Origin of the sequence: Brevibacterium zhoupengii (assembly GCF_021117425.1) — a bacterium.
In the GTDB taxonomy this organism is placed as follows: domain Bacteria; phylum Actinomycetota; class Actinomycetes; order Actinomycetales; family Brevibacteriaceae; genus Brevibacterium; species Brevibacterium zhoupengii.
Genome location: NZ_CP088298.1, coordinates 2,230,520 through 2,255,207 on the forward strand (window position 1 = coordinate 2,230,520; position 24,688 = coordinate 2,255,207).

General features: G+C 63.1%; 27 protein-coding genes and 1 tRNA gene. 24 read left to right on the top strand and 4 right to left on the bottom strand.

Translation table 11 applies throughout. The features are described 5' to 3' along the window. Window positions 1–69: 69 nt before the first annotated feature. Both LQ788_RS10165 and LQ788_RS10170 read left to right on the top strand, forming a co-directional pair. Window positions 70–1,251 carry a molybdopterin molybdotransferase MoeA gene (locus LQ788_RS10165; protein WP_231440664.1) on the top strand — a complete coding sequence of 394 codons (1,182 nt, stop codon included), beginning with the start codon at window positions 70–72 and terminating at the stop codon, window positions 1,249–1,251. Window positions 1,252–1,271: 20 nt separating this feature from the next. After that, window positions 1,272–2,387, top strand: coding sequence for a ThiF family adenylyltransferase (locus LQ788_RS10170; protein WP_231440666.1), 1,116 nt, complete (start codon window positions 1,272–1,274; stop codon window positions 2,385–2,387). A gap of 51 nt (window positions 2,388–2,438) precedes the next feature. Here the strand turns inward: LQ788_RS10170 and LQ788_RS10175 are convergent, their stop codons facing one another. Together LQ788_RS10175 and moaA are read right to left on the bottom strand one after the other, a co-directional pair. Next, entirely contained in the window at window positions 2,439–2,684 is a 246-nt protein-coding gene (locus tag LQ788_RS10175) for a MoaD/ThiS family protein (protein ID WP_231440668.1), read from the bottom strand. Continuing rightward, window positions 2,685–3,773 carry a GTP 3',8-cyclase MoaA gene (moaA, locus tag LQ788_RS10180; protein WP_231440669.1) on the bottom strand — a complete coding sequence of 363 codons (1,089 nt, stop codon included), beginning with the start codon at window positions 3,771–3,773 and terminating at the stop codon, window positions 2,685–2,687. 42 nt (window positions 3,774–3,815) lie between these two features. On the opposite strand from moaA, the gene LQ788_RS10185 reads away from it, so the two are divergent. The 13 genes from LQ788_RS10185 (at window position 3,816) to gluQRS (ending at window position 15,510) form a co-directional block, all read left to right on the top strand. After that, window positions 3,816–5,081: a molybdopterin molybdotransferase MoeA gene (locus tag LQ788_RS10185; RefSeq protein WP_231440671.1), complete on the top strand. Its 1,266-nt coding sequence runs from the start codon at window positions 3,816–3,818 to the stop codon at window positions 5,079–5,081. After that, window positions 5,078–5,548: a cyclic pyranopterin monophosphate synthase MoaC gene (gene moaC / locus LQ788_RS10190; RefSeq protein WP_231440672.1), complete on the top strand. Its 471-nt coding sequence runs from the start codon at window positions 5,078–5,080 to the stop codon at window positions 5,546–5,548. The genes LQ788_RS10185 and moaC overlap by 4 nt, the downstream gene beginning before the upstream one ends. Then, window positions 5,545–5,967 (top strand): molybdenum cofactor biosynthesis protein MoaE, encoded by a 423-nt coding sequence (locus tag LQ788_RS10195; protein WP_231440675.1) that lies wholly within the window; start codon window positions 5,545–5,547, stop codon window positions 5,965–5,967. Before moaC ends, LQ788_RS10195 begins: the two co-directional genes overlap by 4 nt. Beyond that, entirely contained in the window at window positions 5,964–6,365 is a 402-nt protein-coding gene (locus tag LQ788_RS10200) for a TOBE domain-containing protein (protein ID WP_009882442.1), read from the top strand. Before LQ788_RS10195 ends, LQ788_RS10200 begins: the two co-directional genes overlap by 4 nt. Before the next feature lie 140 nt (window positions 6,366–6,505). After that, window positions 6,506–7,258 carry a molybdate ABC transporter substrate-binding protein gene (modA, locus tag LQ788_RS10205; RefSeq protein WP_231440677.1) on the top strand — a complete coding sequence of 251 codons (753 nt, stop codon included), beginning with the start codon at window positions 6,506–6,508 and terminating at the stop codon, window positions 7,256–7,258. Window positions 7,259–7,268: 10 nt separating this feature from the next. After that, the gene (locus LQ788_RS10210) at window positions 7,269–8,945 is read left to right on the top strand and encodes an ABC transporter permease (RefSeq protein WP_231440679.1); all 1,677 of its coding nucleotides are present in this window, start codon (window positions 7,269–7,271) and stop codon (window positions 8,943–8,945) included. Between the two features lie 33 nt (window positions 8,946–8,978). Then, window positions 8,979–10,673, top strand: coding sequence for an AMP-binding protein (locus tag LQ788_RS10215; RefSeq protein ID WP_231440681.1), 1,695 nt, complete (start codon window positions 8,979–8,981; stop codon window positions 10,671–10,673). 153 nt (window positions 10,674–10,826) lie between these two features. Continuing rightward, window positions 10,827–11,576, top strand: a complete 750-nt coding sequence (locus LQ788_RS10220; protein ID WP_394801302.1) for an amino acid ABC transporter ATP-binding protein — start codon at window positions 10,827–10,829, stop codon at window positions 11,574–11,576. A gap of 76 nt (window positions 11,577–11,652) precedes the next feature. Next, a complete protein-coding gene (locus LQ788_RS10225; protein WP_231440683.1) occupies window positions 11,653–12,552 on the top strand; it encodes a glutamate ABC transporter substrate-binding protein in 900 nt (299 codons plus the stop codon). Between the two features lie 67 nt (window positions 12,553–12,619). After that, window positions 12,620–13,282 carry an amino acid ABC transporter permease gene (locus tag LQ788_RS10230; RefSeq protein ID WP_231440685.1) on the top strand — a complete coding sequence of 221 codons (663 nt, stop codon included), beginning with the start codon at window positions 12,620–12,622 and terminating at the stop codon, window positions 13,280–13,282. Continuing rightward, window positions 13,279–14,121 carry an amino acid ABC transporter permease gene (locus LQ788_RS10235; RefSeq protein WP_231440688.1) on the top strand — a complete coding sequence of 281 codons (843 nt, stop codon included), beginning with the start codon at window positions 13,279–13,281 and terminating at the stop codon, window positions 14,119–14,121. Before LQ788_RS10230 ends, LQ788_RS10235 begins: the two co-directional genes overlap by 4 nt. A gap of 94 nt (window positions 14,122–14,215) precedes the next feature. Further along, a complete protein-coding gene (locus LQ788_RS10240) occupies window positions 14,216–14,533 on the top strand; it encodes a GNAT family N-acetyltransferase (RefSeq protein WP_231440690.1) in 318 nt (105 codons plus the stop codon). After that, entirely contained in the window at window positions 14,530–15,510 is a 981-nt protein-coding gene (gene gluQRS / locus LQ788_RS10245) for a tRNA glutamyl-Q(34) synthetase GluQRS (protein ID WP_231440691.1), read from the top strand. Before LQ788_RS10240 ends, gluQRS begins: the two co-directional genes overlap by 4 nt. A gap of 5 nt (window positions 15,511–15,515) precedes the next feature. On the opposite strand, the gene LQ788_RS10250 is transcribed toward gluQRS, so the two are convergent. After that, window positions 15,516–16,748: a glycosyltransferase gene (locus tag LQ788_RS10250; RefSeq protein WP_317207070.1), complete on the bottom strand. Its 1,233-nt coding sequence runs from the start codon at window positions 16,746–16,748 to the stop codon at window positions 15,516–15,518. Continuing rightward, window positions 16,749–17,660, bottom strand: coding sequence for a DMT family transporter (locus LQ788_RS10255; RefSeq protein WP_231440693.1), 912 nt, complete (start codon window positions 17,658–17,660; stop codon window positions 16,749–16,751). A gap of 225 nt (window positions 17,661–17,885) precedes the next feature. Between LQ788_RS10255 and LQ788_RS10260 the strand changes: the two genes are divergently transcribed. From LQ788_RS10260 to LQ788_RS10300, 9 genes are all read left to right on the top strand, one after another. Then, window positions 17,886–17,958: transfer RNA gene (locus LQ788_RS10260), tRNA-Asn, on the top strand. 126 nt (window positions 17,959–18,084) lie between these two features. After that, the gene (locus LQ788_RS10265; RefSeq protein ID WP_231440694.1) at window positions 18,085–18,336 is read left to right on the top strand and encodes an LLM class flavin-dependent oxidoreductase; all 252 of its coding nucleotides are present in this window, start codon (window positions 18,085–18,087) and stop codon (window positions 18,334–18,336) included. A 28-nt stretch (window positions 18,337–18,364) separates the two neighbouring features. After that, window positions 18,365–19,774, top strand: a complete 1,410-nt coding sequence (locus LQ788_RS10270; protein ID WP_262908266.1) for a recombinase family protein — start codon at window positions 18,365–18,367, stop codon at window positions 19,772–19,774. 272 nt (window positions 19,775–20,046) lie between these two features. Next, window positions 20,047–20,256, top strand: a complete 210-nt coding sequence (locus LQ788_RS10275; RefSeq protein WP_231440695.1) for a hypothetical protein — start codon at window positions 20,047–20,049, stop codon at window positions 20,254–20,256. After that, window positions 20,253–20,501, top strand: a complete 249-nt coding sequence (locus tag LQ788_RS10280) for a hypothetical protein (protein ID WP_231440697.1) — start codon at window positions 20,253–20,255, stop codon at window positions 20,499–20,501. The genes LQ788_RS10275 and LQ788_RS10280 overlap by 4 nt, the downstream gene beginning before the upstream one ends. 334 nt (window positions 20,502–20,835) lie before the next feature. Further along, on the top strand, window positions 20,836–22,326 hold the full coding sequence (locus LQ788_RS10285; RefSeq protein ID WP_231440700.1) for a Rep family protein: 1,491 nt from the start codon (window positions 20,836–20,838) through the stop codon (window positions 22,324–22,326). After that, entirely contained in the window at window positions 22,323–22,913 is a 591-nt protein-coding gene (locus tag LQ788_RS10290) for a hypothetical protein (protein ID WP_231440702.1), read from the top strand. The genes LQ788_RS10285 and LQ788_RS10290 overlap by 4 nt, the downstream gene beginning before the upstream one ends. Next, window positions 22,910–24,184 carry a relaxase/mobilization nuclease domain-containing protein gene (locus LQ788_RS10295; protein WP_231440705.1) on the top strand — a complete coding sequence of 425 codons (1,275 nt, stop codon included), beginning with the start codon at window positions 22,910–22,912 and terminating at the stop codon, window positions 24,182–24,184. The genes LQ788_RS10290 and LQ788_RS10295 overlap by 4 nt, the downstream gene beginning before the upstream one ends. Then, complete coding sequence (locus tag LQ788_RS10300; RefSeq protein WP_231440707.1) at window positions 24,135–24,647, top strand: ABC-2 transporter permease; 513 nt, start codon at window positions 24,135–24,137, stop codon at window positions 24,645–24,647. The genes LQ788_RS10295 and LQ788_RS10300 overlap by 50 nt, the downstream gene beginning before the upstream one ends. The last annotated feature ends 41 nt before the right edge of the window (window positions 24,648–24,688 follow it).

Below are 24,688 nucleotides of genomic sequence, written 5' to 3' on the forward strand. Positions count from 1 at the left end.
CTACTGTCCGAACGCGAGTGCCCGAAGCAGCAACTCCTCGTAGGATTTCAAACAGACGAAAGGACATCCGTGGAACCAGAGGAATACTGCCGACTCATCCTCTCATTCGCTCCCAAAAGCACCGAAGAGACGATTCCCACCGTGTCGGCCCATGGCAGAATCGCCGCAGAAGACGTGATCGCCGATTCCCCCATTCCCAGCTTCGCCACCTCGGCGATGGACGGTTTCGCACTCGATGAGTCGGCGTTGACCAGTGCCCGAACCGGCGCCGAGGTGGATGTGCACGGTGATGTCCCTGCCGGTGCCATCCCCGTGGACATCACACCGGGGGCCGCGGTGCGGGTGATGACCGGAGCACAGGTGCCCACCACCGCCGAGGTGGTCGTTCCCGTCGAGTTCACCGATGCGAACCGCACGGGGCGGGCCCCGGACCGGATTCGCATCACTTCCTGGCCCCAGGGATTGAGACCAGGCTGGAACATCAGAGCAGTGGGGGAGGACACCCGGCGTGGAGACACCGTCATCACCGCCGGTGAGGTGATCAACTCTGCGAGTGTGGGCACGCTGGCGATGATGGGACGTGAGGCCATCCGCGTGCGTCGGCCGCTGACCATCGGTCTCATCGTCACCGGAGATGAGCTGGTCACCGATTCCGCCACCTCGACGCAGCCATTCATCCACAACTCGAACCTGCCCATGCTCAGCTCCGCGATCGCCGCTGCCGGGGCGATCCCCGTCGAACGCAGCTGCGGGGACGACCCGGCAGCGTTTCGACAGATCATCGACGAACTCCGCGACAGCGTTGACCTGATCATCACCACCGGCGGAATCAGTGCCGGTGCCTTTGAAGTCGTCAGACAGGTACTGAGCGATGACCACTCGACGTTCCTGCGCCTGTCGATGCGACCGGGTGGGCCGCAGGGGCATGGGCACGTTGCTGATGTACCGCTGCTGCATTTCCCGGGCACACCGACAGGGGCCTTTCTGTCCTTCCACCTCTTCGCACGATCTGTCATCGCTGCGCGACCGTTGTCATCGAGGTGGAAGAAGGCCGTGTACGCCGGTGCCGAAATCACGGGGCACAGCAAGGCCGTCAGTCTGGTGCCGGGTCGTTTCACCGATGGGGGAGAAGTCGCAGCATTCGACCGGTCGCGACTGCGAGACTTCGCTGGCGCCGAGGTCATCATCCGTGTTCCCCGAGCCCCGGGGGTCATTCACCCCGGAGATGTCATCACGGTCCTTGACTGCTGACGCCGACTAGACTGAGACACATGTCAGGCAATACTCTCAGCTCCGCAGACACAGCACGCTATGCCCGTCAGATCCGTCTCAGCGGATTCGGCCCGCAGGCCCAATCCGCGCTCCTGGATTCCCATGTGCTCGTCATCGGCGCTGGAGGGCTCGGGGCACCGGTCCTCACCTACCTGGCAGCTGCTGGAGTCGGACACATCAGCATCATCGACCCCGACACGGTGGAACTGAGCAACCTGCACCGCCAATTCATCCACTCCGAGGCAGGCGTGGGGCAGCGGAAGGTCGAATCCGCCAAACATCGACTGGGCGAGCTGAACTCCACCGTCACCGTCACCACCCACCCGGTGCTGCTGACACCGGACAACGCACTCGACCTCATCGGTGCTGCCGACATCGTCATCGACGGAAGCGACAATTTCGCGACCAGATACCTCGCCAACGACGCCTGCGAGATCCTGGAGAAACCTCTTGTCTGGGGCACGATCCTCGGATTCGACGGTCAGGTCGCCGTCTTCGACACGAAGCAGGGGGCGACTCTGCGCGACCTCTATCCGGTCGTCCCAGCTCCCGGTTCGGTCCCGGACTGTGCCACTGCCGGTGTCCTCGGAGCAATGTGCGGAAGCATCGGTGCGGCCATGGCGATGGAGACGATCAAGGTCCTCACCGGCATCGGCACCCCGCTCTGCAATGCAGTGTCCATCCACAGCAGCCTCGACGCCAGCTGGGCGACCGTTCCAGTTGCACGAATACCGAACCGCGAACCAATCACGGACCTGGACAGCCACCTCGGCGACTACGGTGAAGGACTCGGCGTCCATGGCGATGAGATGGCTGTTGGGACATCTGCGGGGATGGATCCCAGTGTGACGTGGGCGTCGCTGGCACCCGGCACACTCCTCGTCGACATCAGAGACGATGAGGAAGTCTCGGCAGGCATGGTCCCGGGAGCTCAGCACATACCGATGGACGTTCTCCTGGAGGACCCGGGACAGATCGCCGGGCACGAACAGGTCGCACTCTACTGCCGCTCGGGTGTGCGATCGTCACGGGCGTGCGCTCAGCTGCGGGCCCAGGGCACCGAGGTCAGCTCGGTCTCCGGGGGATACCTCGCATATCTGTCGCTGCCGCATTGACCATCACTGCTGCACTGACTATCTCAGCCGCGCTGATGACACCAGCCGGTCTCAGCCGCCTGCGAAGGGCGGCAGGATATCGACGGTGTCACCCTCGCTCAGGGGTGCTTGCGGGTCCGTGGCCGCGACCGCATTGACTAAGAAGCTCGAACGGGCGATGACTGTTGTCGCCTCGGTGCTGGCGTCCTTCGTCAGGGTCGTAATCAGCTCGTTGATGGTGGCCGCAGCTGCGGTGGTTTCTTTGGTTCCGAAGGCTTCTCGTGCGGCGGCGAAGAAGCGGACTCTGATCTGGGGCACTTATCCTCCGATGGCGCTCATGGGACGTTGGGGCTGTTCAAAGCTCTCGGAATCCATGCCGTGTCCGGCCAGTTTCTTCCAGTGCGCACCCTTCCACAGGTTCGCGATCGCTTCATCGTCGGCACCGGCACGCATGGCGGTGAGCAGATCCACCTCTGTGTGGGAGAACAGGCAGGTGCGCACCCGTCCCTCTGCTGTCAGCCGGGTGCGGGTGCAATCGGCACAGAAGGGCCTAGTCACCGAGGCGATGATGCCGACGTCGCCGATGATGGTTTCCGGATCGTTCCTGCTGGCAACCAGGAACTTCTCCGCGGGCGCACCGTTGCGCGGTGCGGAGTCGGGGGTGAGGACGAAATCGGGTTCGAGCAGGGCGAAGATGTCGGCGGCCGTGATCATGGTGCCGCGTTCCCAAGAATGACCGGCGTCGAGCGGCATCTGTTCGATGAAGCGCAGCTTGAGCCCGCGCTCGAGGCACCAGGCCAGCAGTTCGGGAGCCTGATGGTCGTTGACGCCTGGCAGCAGAACGGCGTTGATCTTCACCGGATCCATGCCGGCTGTCTGGGCGCCCTTGATCCCGTCGAGCACCCGATTGAGGAAGGGGCGGCGAGTGATCGTTGCGAAGGTCTCGGGATCGACGGTGTCGAGAGAGACATTGATGCGGTCGAGGCCCGCGTCCCGCAGCTTCGGCGCTCGCTTGTCGAGGCCTATCGCATTCGTGGTCAGTGCGATATTGGGGCGGGGCTCAAGGGCGGCGACACCGGCGATGATGTCGGTGACGTCTTTGCGGGTCAGTGGTTCGCCACCGGTGAACCGGACCTGGTCGACGCCGAACTTCTCGACGCCGATGCGCACGAAGCGGATGATCTCCTCGGCCGTCATCGCAGCATCGCGGGACATGAACTCCACACCCTCCTCGGGCATGCAGTAGCTGCAGCGCAGATTGCAGAAGTCGGTCAGCGAGACGCGCATATCGCGGGCACGTCGGCCGAAGGTATCCAGGAGCGAATCCTCCTGATGAGCTGTGAACGTCTCGCCCGGATCCACTGTCGGGGTTCTCACAACGGGCGTGGGCAGGCTGATCTTGCGCATTCTGCCATCCTCCTTGATCAACTTCTTCGTTATCATCGTCCCATGACTACCGCCATCATGCACCGTCGTCGTGTCCTCGACACGATCGGCCCGCTGCTCAGAACGCAGTCGACCCCGATCGGCGAGCTCCTCGATACACCTCGGCGCCTGAGCACCACAATGTGCTCACCGATCGATGTTCCAGGCTTCGACAACTCCAGCATGGACGGATATGCCCTCGCAGCTGCCACTCTTCGCAATGCGAAGCAGAGTCACGACACGGACGACAATGGTAGACCACTGACAGTCTACGGCCCCATTTCGGTGCACGGTCGGGTGGCGGCCGGAGCCCGCGGCAACCAGGTGGAGGCGGGAACCGCAGTCGAGATCATGACAGGGGCACCGCTGCCTGTCGGCACCGACACGGTGATCAAGATCGAGGACACACACCCCGGGCGCTTTGAATCCCCGGAGATCACCATCACCCTGCCGGCCACGGAAACTGGCGCTGAGCCGGGTGCCTTCGTCCGCTCGCGCGGCAGCGACGTTGCTGCCGGAACCACAGTGCTCAGCGCCGGATTGATGCTCACACCGGCCCACCTCGGCGTCGCGGCCGCCTGCGGAATCACCTCACTCGAGGTCCAAACCCTGCCGCGCGTGCTCATCGTGAGCACAGGGGATGAGATCACCGCCGCTGCCGCAGCCGGAATCCACGACGCGAACTCGATCACCCTGGGGGCCAGCCTGCGTCGCCTCGGCGCCGAAACGACCACCCTCACCGTCCCCGATGATCCCCAAGCTCTGCTCGACGCGGTCCGCGCCGCCGACTGCGACCTCGTCGTCTCGACCGGCGGGATCTCGAAGGGCGCCCACGAGGTCGTCAAACTCGCCGCCGAGCTCGACGAAGGCTCGAGCATGGTCTTCGAACCCATCGCCATGCAGCCCGGCGGCCCCCAGGGATGCGGGCGCCTGGCCGACACCGCGTGGGTGGCACTGCCCGGCAACCCCGTCAGCGCCCTGATCAGCTTTGAGATGTTCATTCGCCCTGCACTGCTGGGCCTGGGCGTCGATGAGGAACCGAGGGAGACCGAATACCACCGGCTCGTCGGTGGCCTGGACGAGGCTCCTCCCAGCGGCAAGCTGCAGGTGCGGCGGGCCGTGATGGGCGCAAACGGACTGGAGCTCGTCGGCGGGACACGCTCGCATCTGCTCCACAACTATGCCCAGAGCTCACATCTCGTCTTCATCCCACCAGCGGATTCAGGCGCGCAGACGACTGAGCCCGATCCCGGCACAGGCGATAGGCTGAAGACGTGGAAGATCACATGACACTCACGCACATCGACGACAACGGCGCCGCCCATATGGTCGACGTCGGGGACAAGGACGTGACCAAACGTCGCGCCGTCGCCACCGCACTCATCACCACCCGAAACGAGGTGATCGACATGATCGCCGAGGCGGGCCTGCCGAAGGGCGATGCGCTGCCCGTGGCGCGTATCGCGGCAGTCATGGGCGCCAAACGCACCAGCGACCTCATTCCGCTGTGCCACCCGTTGCCGCTGACAGGCATCGATGTCGACTTCGAACTCCTCGACGACGCCGTTCGCATCACGGGTGCGGTCAAGACAGTGTCGAAGACGGGGGTTGAGATGGAGGCACTGACCGCTGTGTCCATCGCAGCCCTGACCATCTTCGACATGATCAAGGCCGTCGACAACCAGGCGATCATCGGCGACATCAAGGTCATCGAGAAGTCCGGTGGCCGCAGCGGCGATTGGAGCCGGGAGGCATGAGCGTCATCCACACAGGCATCGTCGAGACCCCGATCAGCACCGCCGCCCTTGAAACCGATGTCCTCAATGACACCTGCGGCGCTGTGGTCAGCTTCTCCGGTGTTATCCGCGACCACGACGAGGGGCGCGGGGTCCAGCGCCTGATCTACGAATCCCATCCGGTGGCACGTGCGCAGATCGCCGAGGTGGCCGCTGAGATCGCAGCCAAACACCCGGCCGTGCGTCTGTCTGTCGTCCATCGCGTCGGCGCACTCGAGATCGGAAACGTGGCTTTGGCTGCGGTCGTCGCCTCACCACATCGCCATGACTCCTTCGCCGCCTGCTCTGAGCTGGTCGACGAGGTTAAGGCACGTGTTGCGATCTGGAAGCACCAGTTCTTCGCCGACGGTGCGGACGAATGGGTCGGTGCCCTCGAATGACCGAACTGCGCATCAACGACGCGGCCCGGTTCCTCGGAGTCAGCGATGACACCATTCGCCGCTGGATCAGCGACGGGAAGCTCACCCAGCACAAAGACGCCTCCAACCGCGCAGTCGTCGAGGGGCGGGAACTGGCTGCCCTGGCACAGACGGGCTCAGGCGCACTCGAGGATCCGACAGGTGTCGTCAGCTCCGCTCGCAACCGGTTCGCCGGTCTCGTCACCGACGTCGTCATCGACGGTGTGATGGCTCAGGTCAGCCTCCAATGCGGCCCTTTCCGGGTCGTCTCCCTGATGTCGGCTGAGGCCTGCCGGCAGCTCGAACTCGAACCCGGCAGCCTCGCCACCGCCTCGGTGAAGGCCACAATGGTCTCCATCGACACCCCGGGCACTCGCTGAAAGCTACTTCACGGCAGGTACTCAACGACGGGTATTCACCAGTGGTTTGCGAGCGCGATACGCCCAAACAAACCAGATAATGTTCCGCAAACAATGAGATAAATTAGCCATTAGCGCGCAGATGCGGGTTTAATGGTCGAATGAAGTATCTGTCTGCAGCCTGCATCGTCGCACTGCTGTCACTGAGCGCCTGTTCTCCCAACACCAAATCGGACTCGGGGGAGAAGACGACGTTGACCGTCTTCGCCGCCGCCTCTCTGACCGAGGTGTTCGAAGATATTGCGGACGACTTCATCAAGACAGAGGCGAACATCGACGTGAAGTTCTCCTTCGCCGGCTCCTCCGACCTGGTCGCCCAGATCTCAGAAGGAGCGCCCGCAGACGTCATCGCAACCGCCGATGAGACGACCATGGACACTCTCGCAGGCGACGACCTGCTGTCCGGAGCACCGTCTGACTTCGCCTCGAACACGCTGACTCTGGCCGTCCCCGAAGGCAATCCAGGAAACATCAGTTCATCGCAGGACTTCTCCGGCAAGGATCTCGTCGTCTGCGCACCGCAGGTGCCCTGCGGTGCCGCAACCCAGAATTGGGCGAAGCAGAACGCTGTCACACTCAACCCCGCCAGCGAGGAGAATTCGGTCACGGACGTGCTCGGTAAGGTCAGCGCCGGGCAGGCCGACGCCGGCATCGTCTATGTCACGGACGTGGCACGTGCCGATGGTGGTGTCGAAGAGATCGAACTCGACGGAGCCGATGAGGTCGTCAACAAGTACCCGGCGGCCACCGTCGATGCCAGCGAAAACAAGGACGCGGCCGATGCATTCGTGACATTCCTGCAATCAGAAGAAGCGGCGAAGACGCTCACAGATGCAGGATTCTCGGCCCCGTGAAGGCATGGCGATGACGATCACCCGCAGGCGCAAGGCCCATCCGGCGATACCGGCATGGCTATGGATCCCTGCCGTTCTGGGCATCGCCTTCCTCCTGGTCCCGATCATCGGACTGATTGCACGAATCGATCCGGGCCACCTCGGCGAGGTGATCCTGGCACCTGAATCACGGGTGGCGATGGGGCTGTCGCTGCTGACTGCACTGATTGCGGCGCTGTGCTGTGTGATCATCGGATTCCCGTTGGGATACCTGCTCGCGACACGCACCTTCCGCGGGCAGCGAGTCGTGCGCACCCTCATCCTGCTCCCGCTCGTGCTACCTCCGGTCGTCAGCGGTCTGGCGCTGCTCTACACCTGGGGGAGGACTGCGACCCTGGGGTCCCTGCTCACGGACATGAGCCTCGGGCTGGCCTACACATCCGCGGCAGTGGTCTTCGCTCAGATCTTCGTTGCTCTGCCGTTCATGGTCATGTCCGTCGAAACGGCCGTCGCCGCCCGCGGACATGACTTCGAAATTGCCGCCGCTGAACTTGGTGCCACACCCAACCGTGTGTTCTTCCACATCACCCTTCCACTGCTGCGGCAGGGAATCACGACCGGCGCGATCCTCTGCTTCGCACGAGCGCTGGGGGAGTTCGGCGCCACCCTGACCTTCGCCGGTTCCCTCTCCGGAGTCACCCGAACGATGCCGCTGCAGATCTATCTGGTCCGAGAAACCGATCCACAGTCGGCCATCGCCCTGTCCCTGCTTCTCATCGTCGTGGCCTTGGTCATCATCGTCCTCGCTTATCGTTCCCCTCATGCCCCCAGGCTCAAGGCACCCACTGCCCACACATCGCAGTCGACGACGCATTCGCCCAGCCAGACGCAGTCAGCCGAGGAACCCCTGCTCGTGTTCGGTCCCGAGGCGACGACGGCGAGCGCCGCTACCATCCGCCTCAAGGCAACCGTGCCCGAACGTGGCCTCGACATCGACCTCTCACTTCCCGGCTCATCGACAACGGCAATGATCGGACGTAACGGCGCAGGCAAGTCGAGCCTGTTTGAGCTGATGACCGGGGCCATCCCCGCAGCCTCAGGATCTCTGCACATCGGGGAGGACACCATCTTCGACATCGCAGACGGCAGGTGGCCTGCTGTCCACTCCCGCGGCATCGTCCACCTCGCACAGACACCCCTTCTGTTCCCGCACCTGAGCGTGATCGACAACGTTGCCTTCGGCCTCAAGGCCCAAGGACTCAGGACCACGGAAGCACGCACCCGTGCACGGGACATGCTCATCAGACTCGGAGTCGACCACTGTGCAGCTCGGGCACCGGAGGCTGTCTCCGGTGGGCAGGCGGCCCGAATCGCATTGGCCAGAGCGCTTGTCGTCGATCCCAAACTGCTGCTGCTCGACGAACCGCTCGCAGCCCTTGATGTTGACGTCAAGGTCGAAACCAGGCGAGTCCTGGCCCACGCTCTTGCCGGCCGCAGCGCTGTGATCATCACTCATGACGCCGCAGATGTCACCACTCTGGCGACCACCCTGGCGCTCATCGACTCCGGGTCTGTGGCGACCGTGGCACCGGTGGGGCAGATCCGGCAGCGAATCGCGGACGCAGGGGCGGACATGCCAGGCCACGAGTTCCTGACCAGCTTTTGCGCCACGGACACAGAAGGAATACTGTGCATTACGACACAGTAGTTACTTTGAAACTGCACTAAGGAGCACAGCGTCGTGGCAGAACTTTCCTATTCCTCAGGACCCTCCGAGACACCTCTGCTGGGGCAGACGATTCCTGCGAATCTCAAGGCCACAGCTGCCGCATATGCCCAAGAGCTGGCGCTCGTCGATCGCCATTCTGACCGACGGTGGACCTACTCCGAATTCGACCGCGACACCGACGCCCTGGCGATCGGCCTGCTCGAGCGCGGAGTGAAGAAGGGCGACCGGGTCGGGATCTGGGCGCAGAACGTCGCCGAATGGGCTCTGGTCCAGTACGCCACTGCGAAGATCGGTGCGATCCTCGTCAACGTCAATCCCTCCTACCGCAGTCACGAACTCGAATACGTCGTTGAGCAGTCGGGAATGTCGATGCTCATCTCCCAGATCTCGGCGCCCCCGCACTCTGACTTCCACGCGATCGCGACCGAAGTCGCCGGCAAGGTGGCGGGCCTCGAACTGGTCTTCATCGACACGGTTCCCGCCGACCTCCTCGGCGATGCGGCAATAGGCGAACGCGAATCCTTTGCCCATCTGATCGGATCTGGTCGAGACCTGCTCGACGACGACGCGGCGAAGTACTCAGTGCGGCTGGACAAGCTCGCGGGTGAACTGGCGATGGACGATCCGATCAACATTCAGTACACCTCGGGCACCACAGGTTTCCCCAAGGGGGTGACACTGAGTCATCACAACATCCTCAACAACGGCTTCTTCATCGGAGAGCTGCTGTCCTACTCTGCGAAGGACTCCGTTGTCCTGCCGGTTCCGTACTACCACTGCTTCGGCATGGTCATCGGAAACCTCGCGGCTCTCAGCCATGGCGCGGCCATCATCCTGCCCTCGCCGGGATTCGACCCTGGTGCGGCATTGAGCGCAGTCTCAGACGAGAAGGCGACCTCGCTCTACGGGGTGCCCACGATGTTCATCGGCGAACTCGAGCATCCGGACTTCTCGACCTATGACCTCAGTTCGCTGCGTACAGGCGTCATGGCCGGCTCTCCGTGCCCGGTCGAGATCATGAAACGCGTCATCACCGATATGAATATGGACGAGGTCGCCATCTGCTACGGAATGACGGAGACCTCGCCGGTGTCCATGATGACCCGCGTCGACGACACCCTCGAAGCCCGTACTCAGACCGTCGGCCGTGTCATGCCCCATCTCGAGATCAAGATCGCCGACCCGGTCACCGGCCAAGCCGTCCCACGCGGGCAGAAGGGCGAACTGTGCACCCGCGGATATGCGGTGATGCTCGGGTACTGGGAAAATCAGGAGAAGACCGCCGAGGCGATCGATGCATCCCGCTGGATCCACACTGGCGATCTGGGCATCATGGACGATGACGGCTACGTCGACATCTCCGGAAGAATCAAGGATATGGTCATCCGCGGCGGAGAGAACGTCTATCCTCGTGAGGTCGAAGAGTTTCTCTACCACCATCCATCGATCAGGGACGTCCAGGTCGTCGGGGTTGCCGACGAGAAGTATGGTGAGGAGCTCATGGCCTGGGTCATCCTCAAAGACGGCTTCTCCGCTCTCACCGCCGAGGAGGTCAGGGACTTCTGCAAAGGTAAACTCGCCCATTTCAAGATCCCGCGTTATGTGGAGGTCCGGGAGTCCTTTCCGATGACTGTGTCGGGCAAGATCCGCAAAATCGAGCTGCGTGAAGAAGGCGAGAAGATCATCCAGAGCACGAGCCTCGTTTGAGAATTCGGTGCGGTCGTCGACGTTGACGACCGCACCGACGCGACCGTGAATGACTGCAACCGACGGCTGACCCAGGTCACAAGTCGGTTGCAGTTTTTCTGGCAAGCGTCCACGTTTTTCATGTGAGACCTTTATTCACTAAGATCGACTCTCATGAGAGCTGAATCACAACCGTTGGTGTCCGTCACAGATGTCGAGAAACACTACGGTGAATTTCACGCCCTGAAGCACATCAACCTCAACATCAAAGAACGCGAAGTCGTCGTCGTCATCGGTCCCTCCGGATCCGGCAAATCGACCCTGTGCCGTACGATCAACCGTCTGGAGACCATCACCTCCGGTTCGATCACGATCGACGGCAAGGAGCTTCCTGCTGAAGGCGCAGCCCTGGCGCAGCTGCGCTCGGATGTGGGAATGGTCTTCCAGGCCTTCAACCTCTTCGCCCACAAGACGATCTTGGAGAACGTCACCCTCGGACCGATCAAGGTCCGCAAACTGTCCAAAGCCGAAGCCGAGCAGCAGGCTATGGCGCTGCTCGAACGTGTCGGAGTCGCTCACCAGGCCGATAAATACCCCGCACAACTCTCGGGCGGGCAGCAGCAGCGAGTCGCTATCGCCCGTGCGCTGGCAATGAAACCGAAGGTGATGCTCTTCGATGAGCCCACCTCGGCGCTGGATCCCGAAATGATCAACGAAGTCCTCGACGTCATGGTCGGACTCGCCGAAGAAGGAATGACCATGGTGGTCGTGACCCACGAGATGGGCTTCGCCAGAAAGGCCGCGCACAGGGTGGTATTCATGGCCGATGGGGAAATCGTCGAAGTTGCAGAGCCCGAAGAGTTCTTCACCAACCCCCAGACCCCACGTGCCAAGGACTTCCTGTCCAAGATCCTCACCCGCTGACTGCAGCCAACGAAGCTGTCCGTCACCGCACAGTCCTGCACTACCTCACCCCGCACCATACTCACAAGGAGAAACGATGAAGAAGCTCAGACTCTCAATCGCATCTGTCGCGATCGGACTGCTCACACTCAGCGGCTGCGGTCAAGGTGGAACCCCTGATGCTCCGGCCGAGGGCGACGGCGCCCAGGCGGAAGCACCCGAGTACACGGTCAACGACAGCGCTGATTTCAAAGACTCCAAGACCTGGAAGGCCGCCAAGGATGCCGGCGAGCTGAAGGTCGGCGTCAAGTACGATCAGCCGGGACTCGGCAACGTCAAGGCCGGATCCGAACAGCCCGAGGGCTTCGACATCGAGATCGCGAAGATGGTGGCCGCGCAGCTGGGCTTCAGTCCAGATCAGATCAAATACACGGAGACCGTCTCTGCCAACCGTGAGCCCTTCCTGCAGCAGGGCAACATCGACATGGTCGTGGCCACCTACACGATCAACGACGAACGCAAGAAGGTCGTTGACTTCGCCGGACCGTACTACGTTGCCGGTCAGGATCTGCTCGTAGCCGAGGATTCCGATATCGCCGGCCCCGATGATCTGGACGGCAAGAAGGTCTGCTCCGTGGACGGGTCGACACCGGCACAGAACATCGAAGAGAAGTACACGAAGGCAGAACTCGTGGCCTATGACACCTACTCGAAGTGTGTCACTGACCTGCAGTCGGGTTCCGTTGACGCAGTGACCACTGACGACGCGATCCTGCGTGGCTACGCAAAGCAGTACGAAGGGGAGTTCAAGGTCGTCGGCCAGCCCTTCACCGAAGAGCCCTACGGTGTTGGTCTGCCCAAGGGTGATGACGCCATGCGCGATGCAGTCAACGATGCTCTGCAGAAGGGTATGGACGACGGGGACTGGAAGAAGGCTTTCGAATACACCCTCGGCTCCGCCGATGATGTCGAAATGCCTGAAATCGACCGTTACTGACCGACCTTCAGATTGACATGATGCGAGGGCACCCAACGGTGCCCTCGCATCGATTAAGGAATCTGGAATGGATTTTCCGCAACTTCTCGAGATGTTCCTCTCCGGCATCTGGGGCACCGTCAAACTCTTCACAGTCGCCCTGATCGGTGCCCTCATTCTGGGCACGATCCTGGCCGGAATGCGCGTCTCACCGACACCGGTCCTGCGGATCGCGGCCTCGACCTACATCAACGTCGTCAGGAACACACCGCTGACGCTGGTGATGTTCTTCTGTGCCTTCGGTCTGCCGTTTCTCGACATCCGCTTCGGCTCGACCAGCTCGTTCAACTCCTTCATCTATGCAACGCTGGCGCTCACTGCCTACACAGCATGCTTCGTCGCCGAGACCCTCAAATCGGGCATCTCGACGATTCCCGTCGGACAAGCCGAAGCAGCCCGGGCCGTCGGGCTCACTTTCGGGCAGACCCTGAGCCAGGTTGTGCTGCCCCAGGCGTTTCGCACCGTCATCCCACCTTTGGGTAGCGTCATCATCGCGCTGCTGAAGAACACCTCGATCGCCTCGGCGTTCAACAACCGTGAACTCATCTCGGCCATGCGCAATGCCATTGAGGTCCGGGGAGACCTGGTCATCCCGCTGCTGTTCGGGACCGCACTTGCCTACCTGATCTTGGCGCTGATCCTGGGTCGCGTCTTCGACTACCTCGAGAGGAAGCTGGTGATCCTGCGATGAGCGCACCGACACAGGTCCTGTTCGACGAACCCGGCCCCAAAGCCCGTCGCAACAACATCATCCTCTCGATCGTCTCGGCCCTTGTGCTGGCCGGCCTCATCGCCTTCATCATCTGGAAGTTCGCCGACGCCGGGCAGCTGGACGCGGCGAAATGGTATCCCTTCACCTTCTCCCAGATTCAGTTGGTCCTGCTCCAAGGCATGGCCGCGACCCTCAAAGTCGCGGTCGTCGCCTCTCTGCTGGCTCTGGTCGTCGGTGTCGTGTTCGCACTGCTGCGGCTCTCAAGCAAGAAGGTCATCTCGGTACCGGGAACCATCGTCCTCGAGTTCTTCCGCGGAGTCCCTGTCCTGCTGCTGATCTTTGCGATGTTCCTCATCTTCGGAAACACCATCGGAGCATTCTGGTCAGTCGTCATCGGCCTCACGCTCTACAACGGTATGGTGCTGGCCGAAATCATCCGTGCCGGTATCCTCGCCGTTCCGAAGGGTCAGCGCGAAGCCGCCATGGCCATCGGCCTGCGCCCCGGGCAGGTGATGAGTCTGGTGCTCATGCCGCAGGCACTTCGTGCCATGATGCCCACGATCATCGCGCAGATCGTCGTGCTGCTCAAGGACTCGGCACTGGGCTTCATTGTCACCTATCAGGATCTGCTGTACCAGGTGAATCTCATCGGCCGTGAGTACAACAACCTGCTCCCGACGTTCCTCGTCGGTGCCGTGCTCTTCATCATCATCAACATGATCGTCGCCGGCATCGCCCGATGGCTGGAGAAGCGGCTGCAGCGCAAGGCCACTGCTCCCGTCGGTGCGGAAGGGCTGTCAGCGAAGGCCGCCGGATAGACGAGCTGAGACAGGGTGGCGTCGGTGAGTGAAGATACCGGCGCCACCCTGTAATGTTCGTGACAAGGACGCTGCCGTTGACAAGGAGCTCCACATGCAGCCTGAACCCAGTTCCACCCCTGTCACTGTGGTCAAGAATCCCGGTCGCGAACGCTTCGAGATCTTCACCGCCGAGGATCCTGTTCAGTTCGCAGGATTCCTCGCCTATCGCGTCATCGACGAACAGACGGTTGAACTCCAACACACCATCATCTCCGAGGGATTCTCACGCCGCGGCTTCGCACGCACACTGGTCACCAGGGCCCTCGACCAGATCCGGGAGGAAGGCGGTCGCATCGTCCCGACGTGCAGCTACGTTCAGGATTACCTTGAACGATTCCCGCAGTATGCCGACCTCGTGGCGAAAGCTTGAGCACAGCACACACCGAGTTGTATCCACAGGTCGCAGGGCTCAATACTGTGCAGACAGGGGCAGGTCGATTCGCTCCCAGCCCCAGCGGGGATCTGCACATCGGCAATATCCGCTCGGGACTGCTGGCCTATGTCCGCGCACGGCAGACCGGGAGACGCTTTCTCTGGCGCATCGAAGACCTCGACCGAGTCCAGCCCGGTGCTGCACAATCACAGCTTGAGGTCTTCGCCGAGCTGGGCATCACACCGGATGAGCCACCGCTCATCCAATCCGAGCGCCTCGGCATCTACACCGAAGCACTGAGTCGTCTCGAAGGGCAGGGACTCGTCTATGAGTGCTATTGCTCCCGCAAGGACATCCAGCAGGCACCGTCTGCACCTCACTCTCCGCCTGGAGCGTACCCGGGGACCTGCAGTGATCTGTTGGAGCCCGAACGTGAACTTCGCAGGCAGCGCCTGAAAGAGCAGGGACGCAGCCCCGCCCTGCGCCTACGGACCGACAATGTTGAGGTCACAGTTGAAGACCGACTGTTAGGTGAGATCACGGCCCCGGTCGATGACCTGGTCCTCAAACGCGGGGACGGAGTCTTCGCCTACAACCTCATCGTCGTCGTCGACGACGCTGCCAGTGGTGTCGACGAAGTGGTCAGGGGAGACGATCTGGCCACCTCGGCGCCACGTCAGGCTCATCTGGCTAAACTGCTGGGACTGCCGCAGCCGTCGTGGCTGCACGTTCCACTGGTGGTGAACATCGAAGGCAGACGTTTGGCCAAACGCGATGGAGCGGTCACCTATCAGCAGCTGCGAGCACTGGGATGGACACGCGACGATGTTTATTCCTGGATCGGCACGTCCCTGGGATTCGGCGGCGCGGAGGGAACATGGTCAACCATTGACGATATGGTGGCAGGACTCGACTTCGATCAGATTCGTACCGAAGAGACGGTGTTCGTTCCGCCCGCCGGCGCCCTCGACTGACAGGCTCAGGCTGCGGAGACGGTGTCTTCGTCGATGACCCTGCTGTAGATGGATTCGAAGGTGTCGAGCGTGTACTCGATGTCGTGTTTGGCCACCACATCGAGTGAGGCCCTGGCCATCGTGTCGAGGTCGTCCTCGGACAGCTCACAGATCTGTGTGAAGCGCGAAGCCAACTCCTCGATATCCCTTGGCGGGAACAGGAAACCGTTGATCCCGTCTCTGACGAGGTGCGGAAGGGCGACGGCATCAGCGAGGACGACCGGCTTTCGGGAGGCCAGCGCCTCCAGCGTCGCGATCGACTGAAGCTCTGCGGTCGAGGGCATACAGAAGAATGTGCAGCGTTGGTAGGCGTCCATGAGCTCCTTGTCGCTGATCTTGCCCAGAACATGGACGCGGTCGGCGACGCCGAGTTCTGCAGCCAATTCCTTGAGCGGCTCTTCCTGCTCCCCACCACCGACGATGTCGGCTTCGAGTCCGAGCGCCGGATCAGTCTTCGCGAGCGCTTCGACGATGTCAGCGGCGTGCTTCTCTGAGGAGAGTCGGCCCACGAAGAGGACACGGGGCGGTGTTGCTCCCGAAGCCGGTTCGGACACTGTCACAGGTTTGATGGCTTCATCGTCGCGCAGATGTGCGAACCGCTCCAGGTCGATCCCGCAGGAGACTGCCCGAATCGGGGAGGAGAATCCGTTCTGAGTCAGGAGGTCGGCCGCCAGCTGCGTCGGGACAGTGATGAAGTTCGCGGACTGGAACTTTCTGCGCAGATCCCACCAAGCGAGAGCAGTGCCCCCGTCGAGCAGCGATTTCGGTGCCCGCAGGTACGGACGAACATTGTCGGGCATGAAGTGGTTCGTGGCCACGACGGGAATGCCGCGCCTGCTCGCCTCAGAGAATGCGTAGCGTCCGATGACGAAGTGTGCCTGCGTGTGAACCACATCGGGCCGCAGAGTGTCGAGGAGACGGGAGAGCTCCGGTTTCGTCTCCCACGGCATGCAGATGGTCCAGGTGGGGTGCAGGGGCCACCGATGTGAGGTCATGCGGTGGACGGTGACACCGGCCTCGGTGCTTACCGAGGCCTTGCCGGTTGCCGAGGGGCAGGCGACGTGAACATCATTGCCGCGGGCAGCAAGCCCCGCAGCCAGACGTTCCGCGAACTTCGCGGCACCATTGACCTCGGGAGCGTAGGTCTCTGTCGGGATGAGAATACGGCGGGCTGGGGTGTGGCTGTGGGCGGACAGGATTCAACTCTCCTCGGTGTCGGTCAACTGGTCTGTGCGACGAGCAACTCGACGCTGGTGTTCTCGATCTTTGACATCGGGGTGATACCGCGACAATACAACGACGCCCAGACAGGCGACCAATCCGGTGGCTGCGATCACGACGATGAGCCAGACCGGAGCCGCCGAGGCTTCACCGAGGACGACCGAACCAAGGATCACAGCACCGATCGGGTCGACGACAGTCAGTCCGGCGATGACCATCTCCGGGGGACCGGCTGCATAGGCATTCTGCACGAACCAGGATCCGAGCGCCGTCGCCGCGACGAGTCCGACGACGTTGAGCCACGTGACCTGGTCAAGCCCTGCACGCAGCAGCTGGACGCTGACGAGGTGGGTATTGGTGGCCACACACGCGAACAGCAGGCCTGCAGCCATGATGAGGACAAGCTGTGGCGCGCTCCGGAAGAAGAGCATGATGGACAGACCAGCGGCGACGACGACAGTGGTGATCCAGAACAGCGGCAGCGCGTCAGATCCCAGATGCACCTCTGTCCGAGCCGTGGTGGCTGAAAGCGCGACGAAGATGGTCACCCCCACGGTGCACCAGACGACTGCCTGCACGAGACGTCGATTGACCTTGAGGCCACGATGGCGCACTCCCAGAAGTACAGACACGATGAGGGAGAAGGCACCGACTGGTTGGACGACCATGACAGGAGCCAGCGCCAGAGCGACGATATTGCCGACAGTGCCCAGGCCGGTGATGACCAGTCCGATCAGCCATTTCCTGTTGCTCAGCAGCTCTTTGAAATGAGCCCAGCTCAGCCCGTTGTGGGAGTTGTTCTGACCTGCGACGGCTTCATGTTGGTACAGCGCCCCATAGGCCAGTGCCACCGCCGCAAGGACAGCGAGGGCGATTGCCACTATGGTCACGTGCACTACTTCCGCTGCGTGGATGGAGGAGAGGAATCCCTTTGATTTTACAGTGCCGGCACCTCGCCGAGGTGGTTGTTGACTGAGTTTGTCCTGACTGTACGGATTCCACGGTATCCGGTGGTGGGGTTAACCGGAACTGTGAGCTAAAGCACTGTTGTCCGCTTTGTCGCAGGCCTCGGGTCTTTGCTAAGCTGACACAACGTGCGCAGGCAACTGCGACTTTCCTCCGTAGCTCAGTTGGCAGAGCATTCGACTGTTAATCGAAGGGTCGCTGGTTCGAGCCCAGCCGGGGGAGCAGCTCAGGCCCCGTCCATTTGGACGGGGCCTTTGTCGTGCTCGCGAGCCGCGGCAGACAGCGTCTTCGAGCGATAGGCGCTCGAGGACTGGGAATAGTTGATCGATCAAGTAGGTTGTCTCGGGTATGAAGGCATTCGGGTTCTTGAGTTTCGGTCACTACGGGTCGGGAAGCGCTCCAGGGGAGTACGGGGCGAAGGAAGCGCTGCAGCAAGCAGTCGAGATCGGTGTCGGAGCCGACGATCTCGGCGTCAACGGCGCCTATTTCCGAGTTCATCACTTCGCTGAACAGGCGGCTTCGCCGATGCCGTTGTTGGCAGCGATCGCTGCCAAGACCTCTCGAATCGAAGTCGGTACCGGCGTCATCGATATGCGCTAGCGCATGTCGAGGCTGTAGCATCAGTTTCATGAAGACAGTTGCTGCCTACGTGCGGATCTCGATGGACGTCTCGGGTGAGAGGTGGGGCGTCGAGACGCAGCGCCGAAAGATCAATGAACTGTCCAACGCCCGCGACTGGCAGATCGCGGCGTGGTATGAGGACAACGATGTGTCGGCGTCGAAACCGCGCGGTCCGCAGTCGGACTGGGTGCGGATGCTCCGAGACGCCGAGGCAGGCCGTTTCGAGCTGGTGGTCGCCGTGGATGTGGATCGGCTCCTGCGCTCGACACGCGACATGAACGATCTCATCGACACAGGCGTGAACTTCGCGACTGTGGACGGCGAGATCGACGCTTCGACGGCGGACGGCGAGATGCGGGCATCGTTCCTCGCGATGCTCGCCCGATTCGAAACGCGCCGGAAGTCCGAGCGGCAGCTCAGGTCCAACGAGCGACGAAGGGCCGAGGGCATCCCTGTATCAGCCTGGACGCCGTTCGGCTGGACGAAGGACGGGAAGGTCATCCCCGAGCAGGCGGCGGCGGTGCGGAAGGCGTTCGATGACTTTCTCGGCGAGCCGTCGGTGTCGATCCGTCGCATCCGCGAGGATCTAAACATCGCAGGGCACCGCACGGCCCGCGGGTCGGAGTTCTCCGCCGATGCGGTGAGGTACCTGCTGGCGAATCCGCTCTACGCTGGCTTCATTGAGAAGCACACGACCGGTGAACTGTACCCGGTCAAGGGTGATGCGTTCCCGCCCATCGTCAGGGAGCAGACGTGGCGGGCGGCCGTGGCGAAGCTGGAGGACAACGTGCGGAGGTCGGCGAGGCAGGGCAACCAGCCGAAGCACCTCCTGTCTACCATCGGGCTGTGCGGGAAGTGTGAGGGGACGCTTGTGTCGGGGACGAACAGCCGCGGCCTGCCGACCTACAGGTGCGGTGCGCACTTCCACCTCTCTCGCCAGCGCGAACCCGTGGATGCGATGGTCACGGAGGCCGTGCTCACGCGGTTGTCGTCGGTGGACGTACACGACCTGGTGGTGCCAGTCGATGACGACGGCCCGAACCGCGAGGAGCTACTGTCTGAGCGGAACGCGCTGGTGGAGCGGGTGAAGGAGCTGAGCCCGCTGCTGGGCGACGTGAGCCAGCCCGTCCTCGAGATTACCGGGGCCATCAATGACGTGAAGGCCCGCATCGATGAGATCGACGGGGAGTTGCTCGACCGTTCGGTGTCGGTGGTGGCGAAGCTGCTGGCCGACGTGGACGATCCGGTTGGTACCGCGGAGCGCCGGGCTGCTGTCGAGCTGAGATGGGAGGCTCTCGACATGGATCGCCGCCGGATGCTCGTGGACGAGCTGATGACAGTGACCGTCGAGCCAATCAGTCCTGGTCATGTGCGGTTCGACCCCGACCTTATTCGGATAGAGCCTCGTCGCGACTGACTCATTACTCGACTCACCATTGCAATGGTGAGTCGAGTAATGGGAGAATGGTTGCAGAAGCGAATGGACGGCGCTTCGTGGTCCGCGGGGGCAGCGAAGTGGCACGTCCCCGGGCAGGTAAACGGAGTGAACCTCGCGTGAGTGAGGGTGCGACACCCCCGGTGAACTGAAAGCAACCCCCGACGGGCAGGCCACCGTCGAACGTCTGACCGAGAGGTCGCCGAGAGTGAGGGCTCTCGGAACTCCCGAAGATCTATCTTCGGGAGATTTTTATGTCCACGATGGACACTCTCACGGTCAAGGCCTCTCACCCTGACCTCGACCAGGACGAGAACCCGGTCATTCTCGACAGGGACCTCGATCCCGTCATCGCCGCCGCGCGTGCCGCTGGTCGCCTGGCTGGCAAGCGCCTCGCTCACACGCCCCTGACCCCGCGCCAGCGCGCCGTGGTCGCCTCCGTGCTGGGAGGTGGTGCCCGATGAGTGCTAATTCCGCCGCATTTGATCACGTCGCCGGGTTCCGCTGGCGTCAGGGCGACCCCACTCTCGCCGACGCCGAGGCCCGCCTCTGCGACCTCGGATTGCTCCGTTCGGTTCTGGAGGAGGTCGTCGAACTGACGGTCACCGACGCTCGCGCCGACGGCGTGACCTGGGCCAGGATTGGCGACGCCCTCGGCGTCACGCACCAGGCTGTCATCAAGCGCTACGGCAAGGGTGGTGGTCTCTGATGCGCGTCCGCATGCCCGGCTCCACCACCCTGACCCCCAACCGAGCGTGCGCAGCGCGCGAGGGCGGGAGCCTCCGACGTACTTCTCCCGTGAAGAGTTTCCGTACTCCTGCCACCAAATGGCGCGTAGCGTGTGTTCCTACGCACGGGGGGCTCAAGCTTGCCGATAGCCCCCCGTGCTACAACATGCCTGGTCAGATCGTGTTTCGGCATTGCTCTCAGTGCTATCTCGACGCCAGTCTCAGCCGTCTCAGCAGCACTTTCGACGCGCGCCATTACGCGCGCCATTTGATTGGGCATGCAGGTAATGGCGCGTGCTTCGGGCGGTGGTCGTGATGAACGACACCGCTACGAAGCACAGCGGTCCCAGCGGCCGGAAGCCGTCGGCGTACGTGACGTTCACGCAGCAGCTCAAGCCGGAGTTCTGGCCGGACTGGGATGTGGCGCTGATCTTGTCGGGCGACGTGCGCGCGATCGGCGAGGAGGTCGTGCGCCGGTACGAGGCCGTGGGTGGTGACTGCCAGGGGTTCTGGATCATCAAGCACGACAAGGACGTGCTTGCGGACGGATGCCCGAAGGACGATCACGTGCACGTGGTGCTCCAGCAGAGCCCCGGCCGGAAGGTCGAGGGGAAGCTCCAGTGCACCGCGATGGATCAGGCGTTCGGCTTCGGCGGCAAGAGCATCGTGAAGGGCCCGCCCCGTGGCGGTCGCATCGAGAACGCTCACGGCTATCTGATCCACGCCAAGGACCCGGACAAGCACCAGTACGGCGTCGAGGAAGTCATCTCGCTTCGAGGGAAGGACTACGCCGAGATCGAAGCTGAACACCGCGACGCCTGGGCTCGCCGCGCCGTGATCGGCCGTAAGGCCGCGATCCCGATGAAGGAGTGGGCGGAACTGGGCGACACACTCGTGCAGAAAGTGCTCGACGGCGAGGTCGATGAGCTGAACATCCTCCGCGATAAGACGCTGATGGATATCTACACGCGCAATGAGATGAAGGTGAACCTGGCGCTGAAGAACCGTGCCAAGCGCGAGATGCTCTTCGAAGTCGAGAAGCTCCGGGCTGGGGTTTTCCAGAAGACGGTCATTTGGGCGATGGGCGCGAGCGATCAGGGCAAGAGCTACTTGGTCGAGTCGATCGCCGCGGAGCTGTCGGCTTCGCTGGATTGGTCGGTTTTCCGCGCCACGGCGAAGAATGGACCGGACGACTACAACGGCGAGTCGATCTTCATGATGAACGAGCCGAGTTCGCGAGTCATGGAGTGGGCCGACTTCCTCCAGCTGCTCGATCCACGCCAGGCCGGCCCGATCTCGGCTCGCTACGCCAACAAGCGCGATGCGGCCCCGCGGCTGATCCTCATCGCCGTCGCGGTCGATCCCGTCGAGTTCGGATTCTTCGTTCCGGGCAAGCGCTCGTCTGGTGACTCCTTGGATCAGCTCGTGCGTCGCCTCACGCTGATGGTCGAGGCGCGCAAGGTCGACGGTGAGCCGCACTACACCGTGAGCACGGTTGGGGAGAATCTGCCCCGGGAGCGAGTGATTTCGATTCCCGGTGGCGTCGATAGCTCTCGTTCCGAGCGGGTGACGATTGGCTACGGGGAGTCCGTCACGATCAAGGACCTCGATCATGCCTCTGCCGTGGATGTTGTGCTGGGCGAGGTGGCGAAGAGGTCGCCCGACGCGGGTCTGGTGGTCGAGGAGGCGCGTCGATTCTCGGCTCACGCCGAGGACCAGCAGGCACGTTCGCTGCTCAGTGAGCTCGTGGCCCGTGGCGTCATCACCGGCGAGACGCCGGCACTCGCCAAAGGAGGTGCGGCATGAGCGCCGAACTCGATGCGCGCCTCCAGGGGGTCGAGGGGGACGCAGTCCCCTCGCAAGCAGGGCTGGAGGACACGAGCGTCAGCGAAGTGTCCGACAGGCCTACTGCTTGCCACCCTGGCGTACAGGTGGAGCAGCAGACCGACTCCCAGATGAAGACCGGTCGGGCTGATGCGGAGGCTGTGCGCCAGAGTCACGGCGGCGCGAAGCGTCGTCGTGGCAGCGGTGGGCGACTCGATACCCGCTTCGACGACGCCACGCTCGGGGCGCTTCGCACTCGTGCGGAGCGGCTCGGGCTGGCTCCGAGCACGTGGGTGCGGACCGTCGTGCGTGACGCGCTGCATGGCGCGCGGAGTGAGGAGCTGGACGCCGCCGTCGCGGCGCATCTGCTCGGGATCGAGGCGCGCGTGCAGGCGTCGGTGGATGCTCGCGAGCTGGCCGCCCAGGTGCGCCCGCTGGCGATCAACGTCAACGATTTGGACCGCCGCGCGCGGGCCGGTGAAGCGGTGGCGCTCTCCGCGGAGGTGCCAGAGCTGATCGAGCTGGTGCGCGAGGTCCGCGAGCTGCTCGGGGATCGGACGGCCTCATGAGCACCACGCGCTACAGCCCGAGCACCAGCGCCGCCGACACGGAGCGCTACATCCGGGGCAAGGAGGACGAGCGTGGGGTCGCGATCACGTGCGACGTGCCGGGAGGCCCCGGCGCGTTCGCTCGCCGCGCTCAGGCTCTGACGCAGAACACCAAGCGGAATGTCGAGGCGCTGCACTACCGCCAGTCGTTCAGCGACGAGGAGTTCGACCCGAAGAACCCGGAGGATGTGCAGCGGGTGAACGATCTGGGCTACCAGCTCGCGAAGAGGATGCACCCCGATTCGGACTGCCTTGTGGTGACGCACACCGATGGACGGGGCGGCAAGGCCCACAATCACGTCTTGGTCGTCAATCACAACAACAGGACCGGGAAGGCGCTCTCGGACTACCGCACGTTCCACGACCGCAAGGCCGGGAGCCAGCGGGGCGTGCAGTCGGTGAACGACGAGCTGATGCGCGAGCACGGGCTCTCAGTTGTGAAGACGCTGGAGTACGCGCCGAAGGACTGGGAGCTGCGTCGCGAGGATTTCGCCGAGGGCGGCCTCGACCGCGAGATGGGCGACCGGATGAGCGCCGCTTTGGCCGATCCCCGTGCGACGGACAAGGCCGGCCTCGAAGCCGTGATCGAAGATCAGAACCAGCAGCTCGGCGACGACGGCGACCGGGTGCCGCGGATGCGACTGCGCACGGCAGTCAGCAAGCGGGGCAAGAACGTCGGCAGGGAGACCTGGACGCTCTACATCGAGGACCGCAGGGGCGAGTCCGGGCGCGCCGAGCGCCGCAAGCGCACGAGCGCGCTCTCGGCGGACTTCACGCCGGAGGGCGCACAGGCGTTCTTAGACTACCACCAGCAGCAGGAGGAGCAGGAACATGAGCGCAGCGCTCGAGAGGCTGAAGCAGCAGAACGAGCAGAGCGGATCGCCGCAGCAGCTCGGCAGTGCCGAGACGACGGAGACCTTGAGCTCGATCCTCGCCGCCGCCGAGGCGCAGAACGCGAGGATCGACCGGCTGACCGAGGGGCAGAAGAAGCTCGCGGGCTTCGTGAAGGTCATGGACGAGGAGATGAGCAAGCAGATCGACCGGGCGTCGATCTCGCAGACGTCCGTCAGCACGTCGCCGCAGATCGAGAGTGTCGAGAGCAGGCTGAGCGAGATCGAGAACACGCTCGGCGAGTTCGTGCAGAGTCTCGACGGGAAGCGACTGAGTGCCGCCTCGCAGAGCTTGATCGTCGAGGCGCAGAAGAATCACGCGGCTACAGCCTCGGCGATTGAGAAGCTCCAGGCACAGGCCGACGAGAGCAAGGCTTTGGTGAGCAAGGTCGGCGGAGCCGTGCAGCGCATCGAGAAGCGGACCGAGGAGCGCGTGCAGAAGGCTGTCGAGCAGGTCACCGGGGAGGCCGGGCAGGTCGTCACGGCAAACCTCGACGCTTCGAACGAGCGGGCCGAGCAGATCATCGCGACGACTGCGCGGCTGGAGGCCCGTCAGCTGTGGTCGTCCGCCGCAGCGATGTGCCTCGTTCTCCTGCCAGTCGCTGTGATCGTCGCCGGGCTCTGGATGGCCGTCGCCGGGCTCATCACGGGCGCTCAGTGGGCGCTCGACGTGGACGGGAGTACGTGGCTCGGCATCGGGCGCTGGCTCGTGGTCGCCGTGGGCCTCGCCGGGCTTGGATATGGCTTCTTTGTGTCTATCCGCCGAGTCGCACAGATCGTAGGTACCTGGACGAAGCGACGGTAGCCCGGACCTGACCACGTTCGGCAAGGTGAGCCTGCGATCTG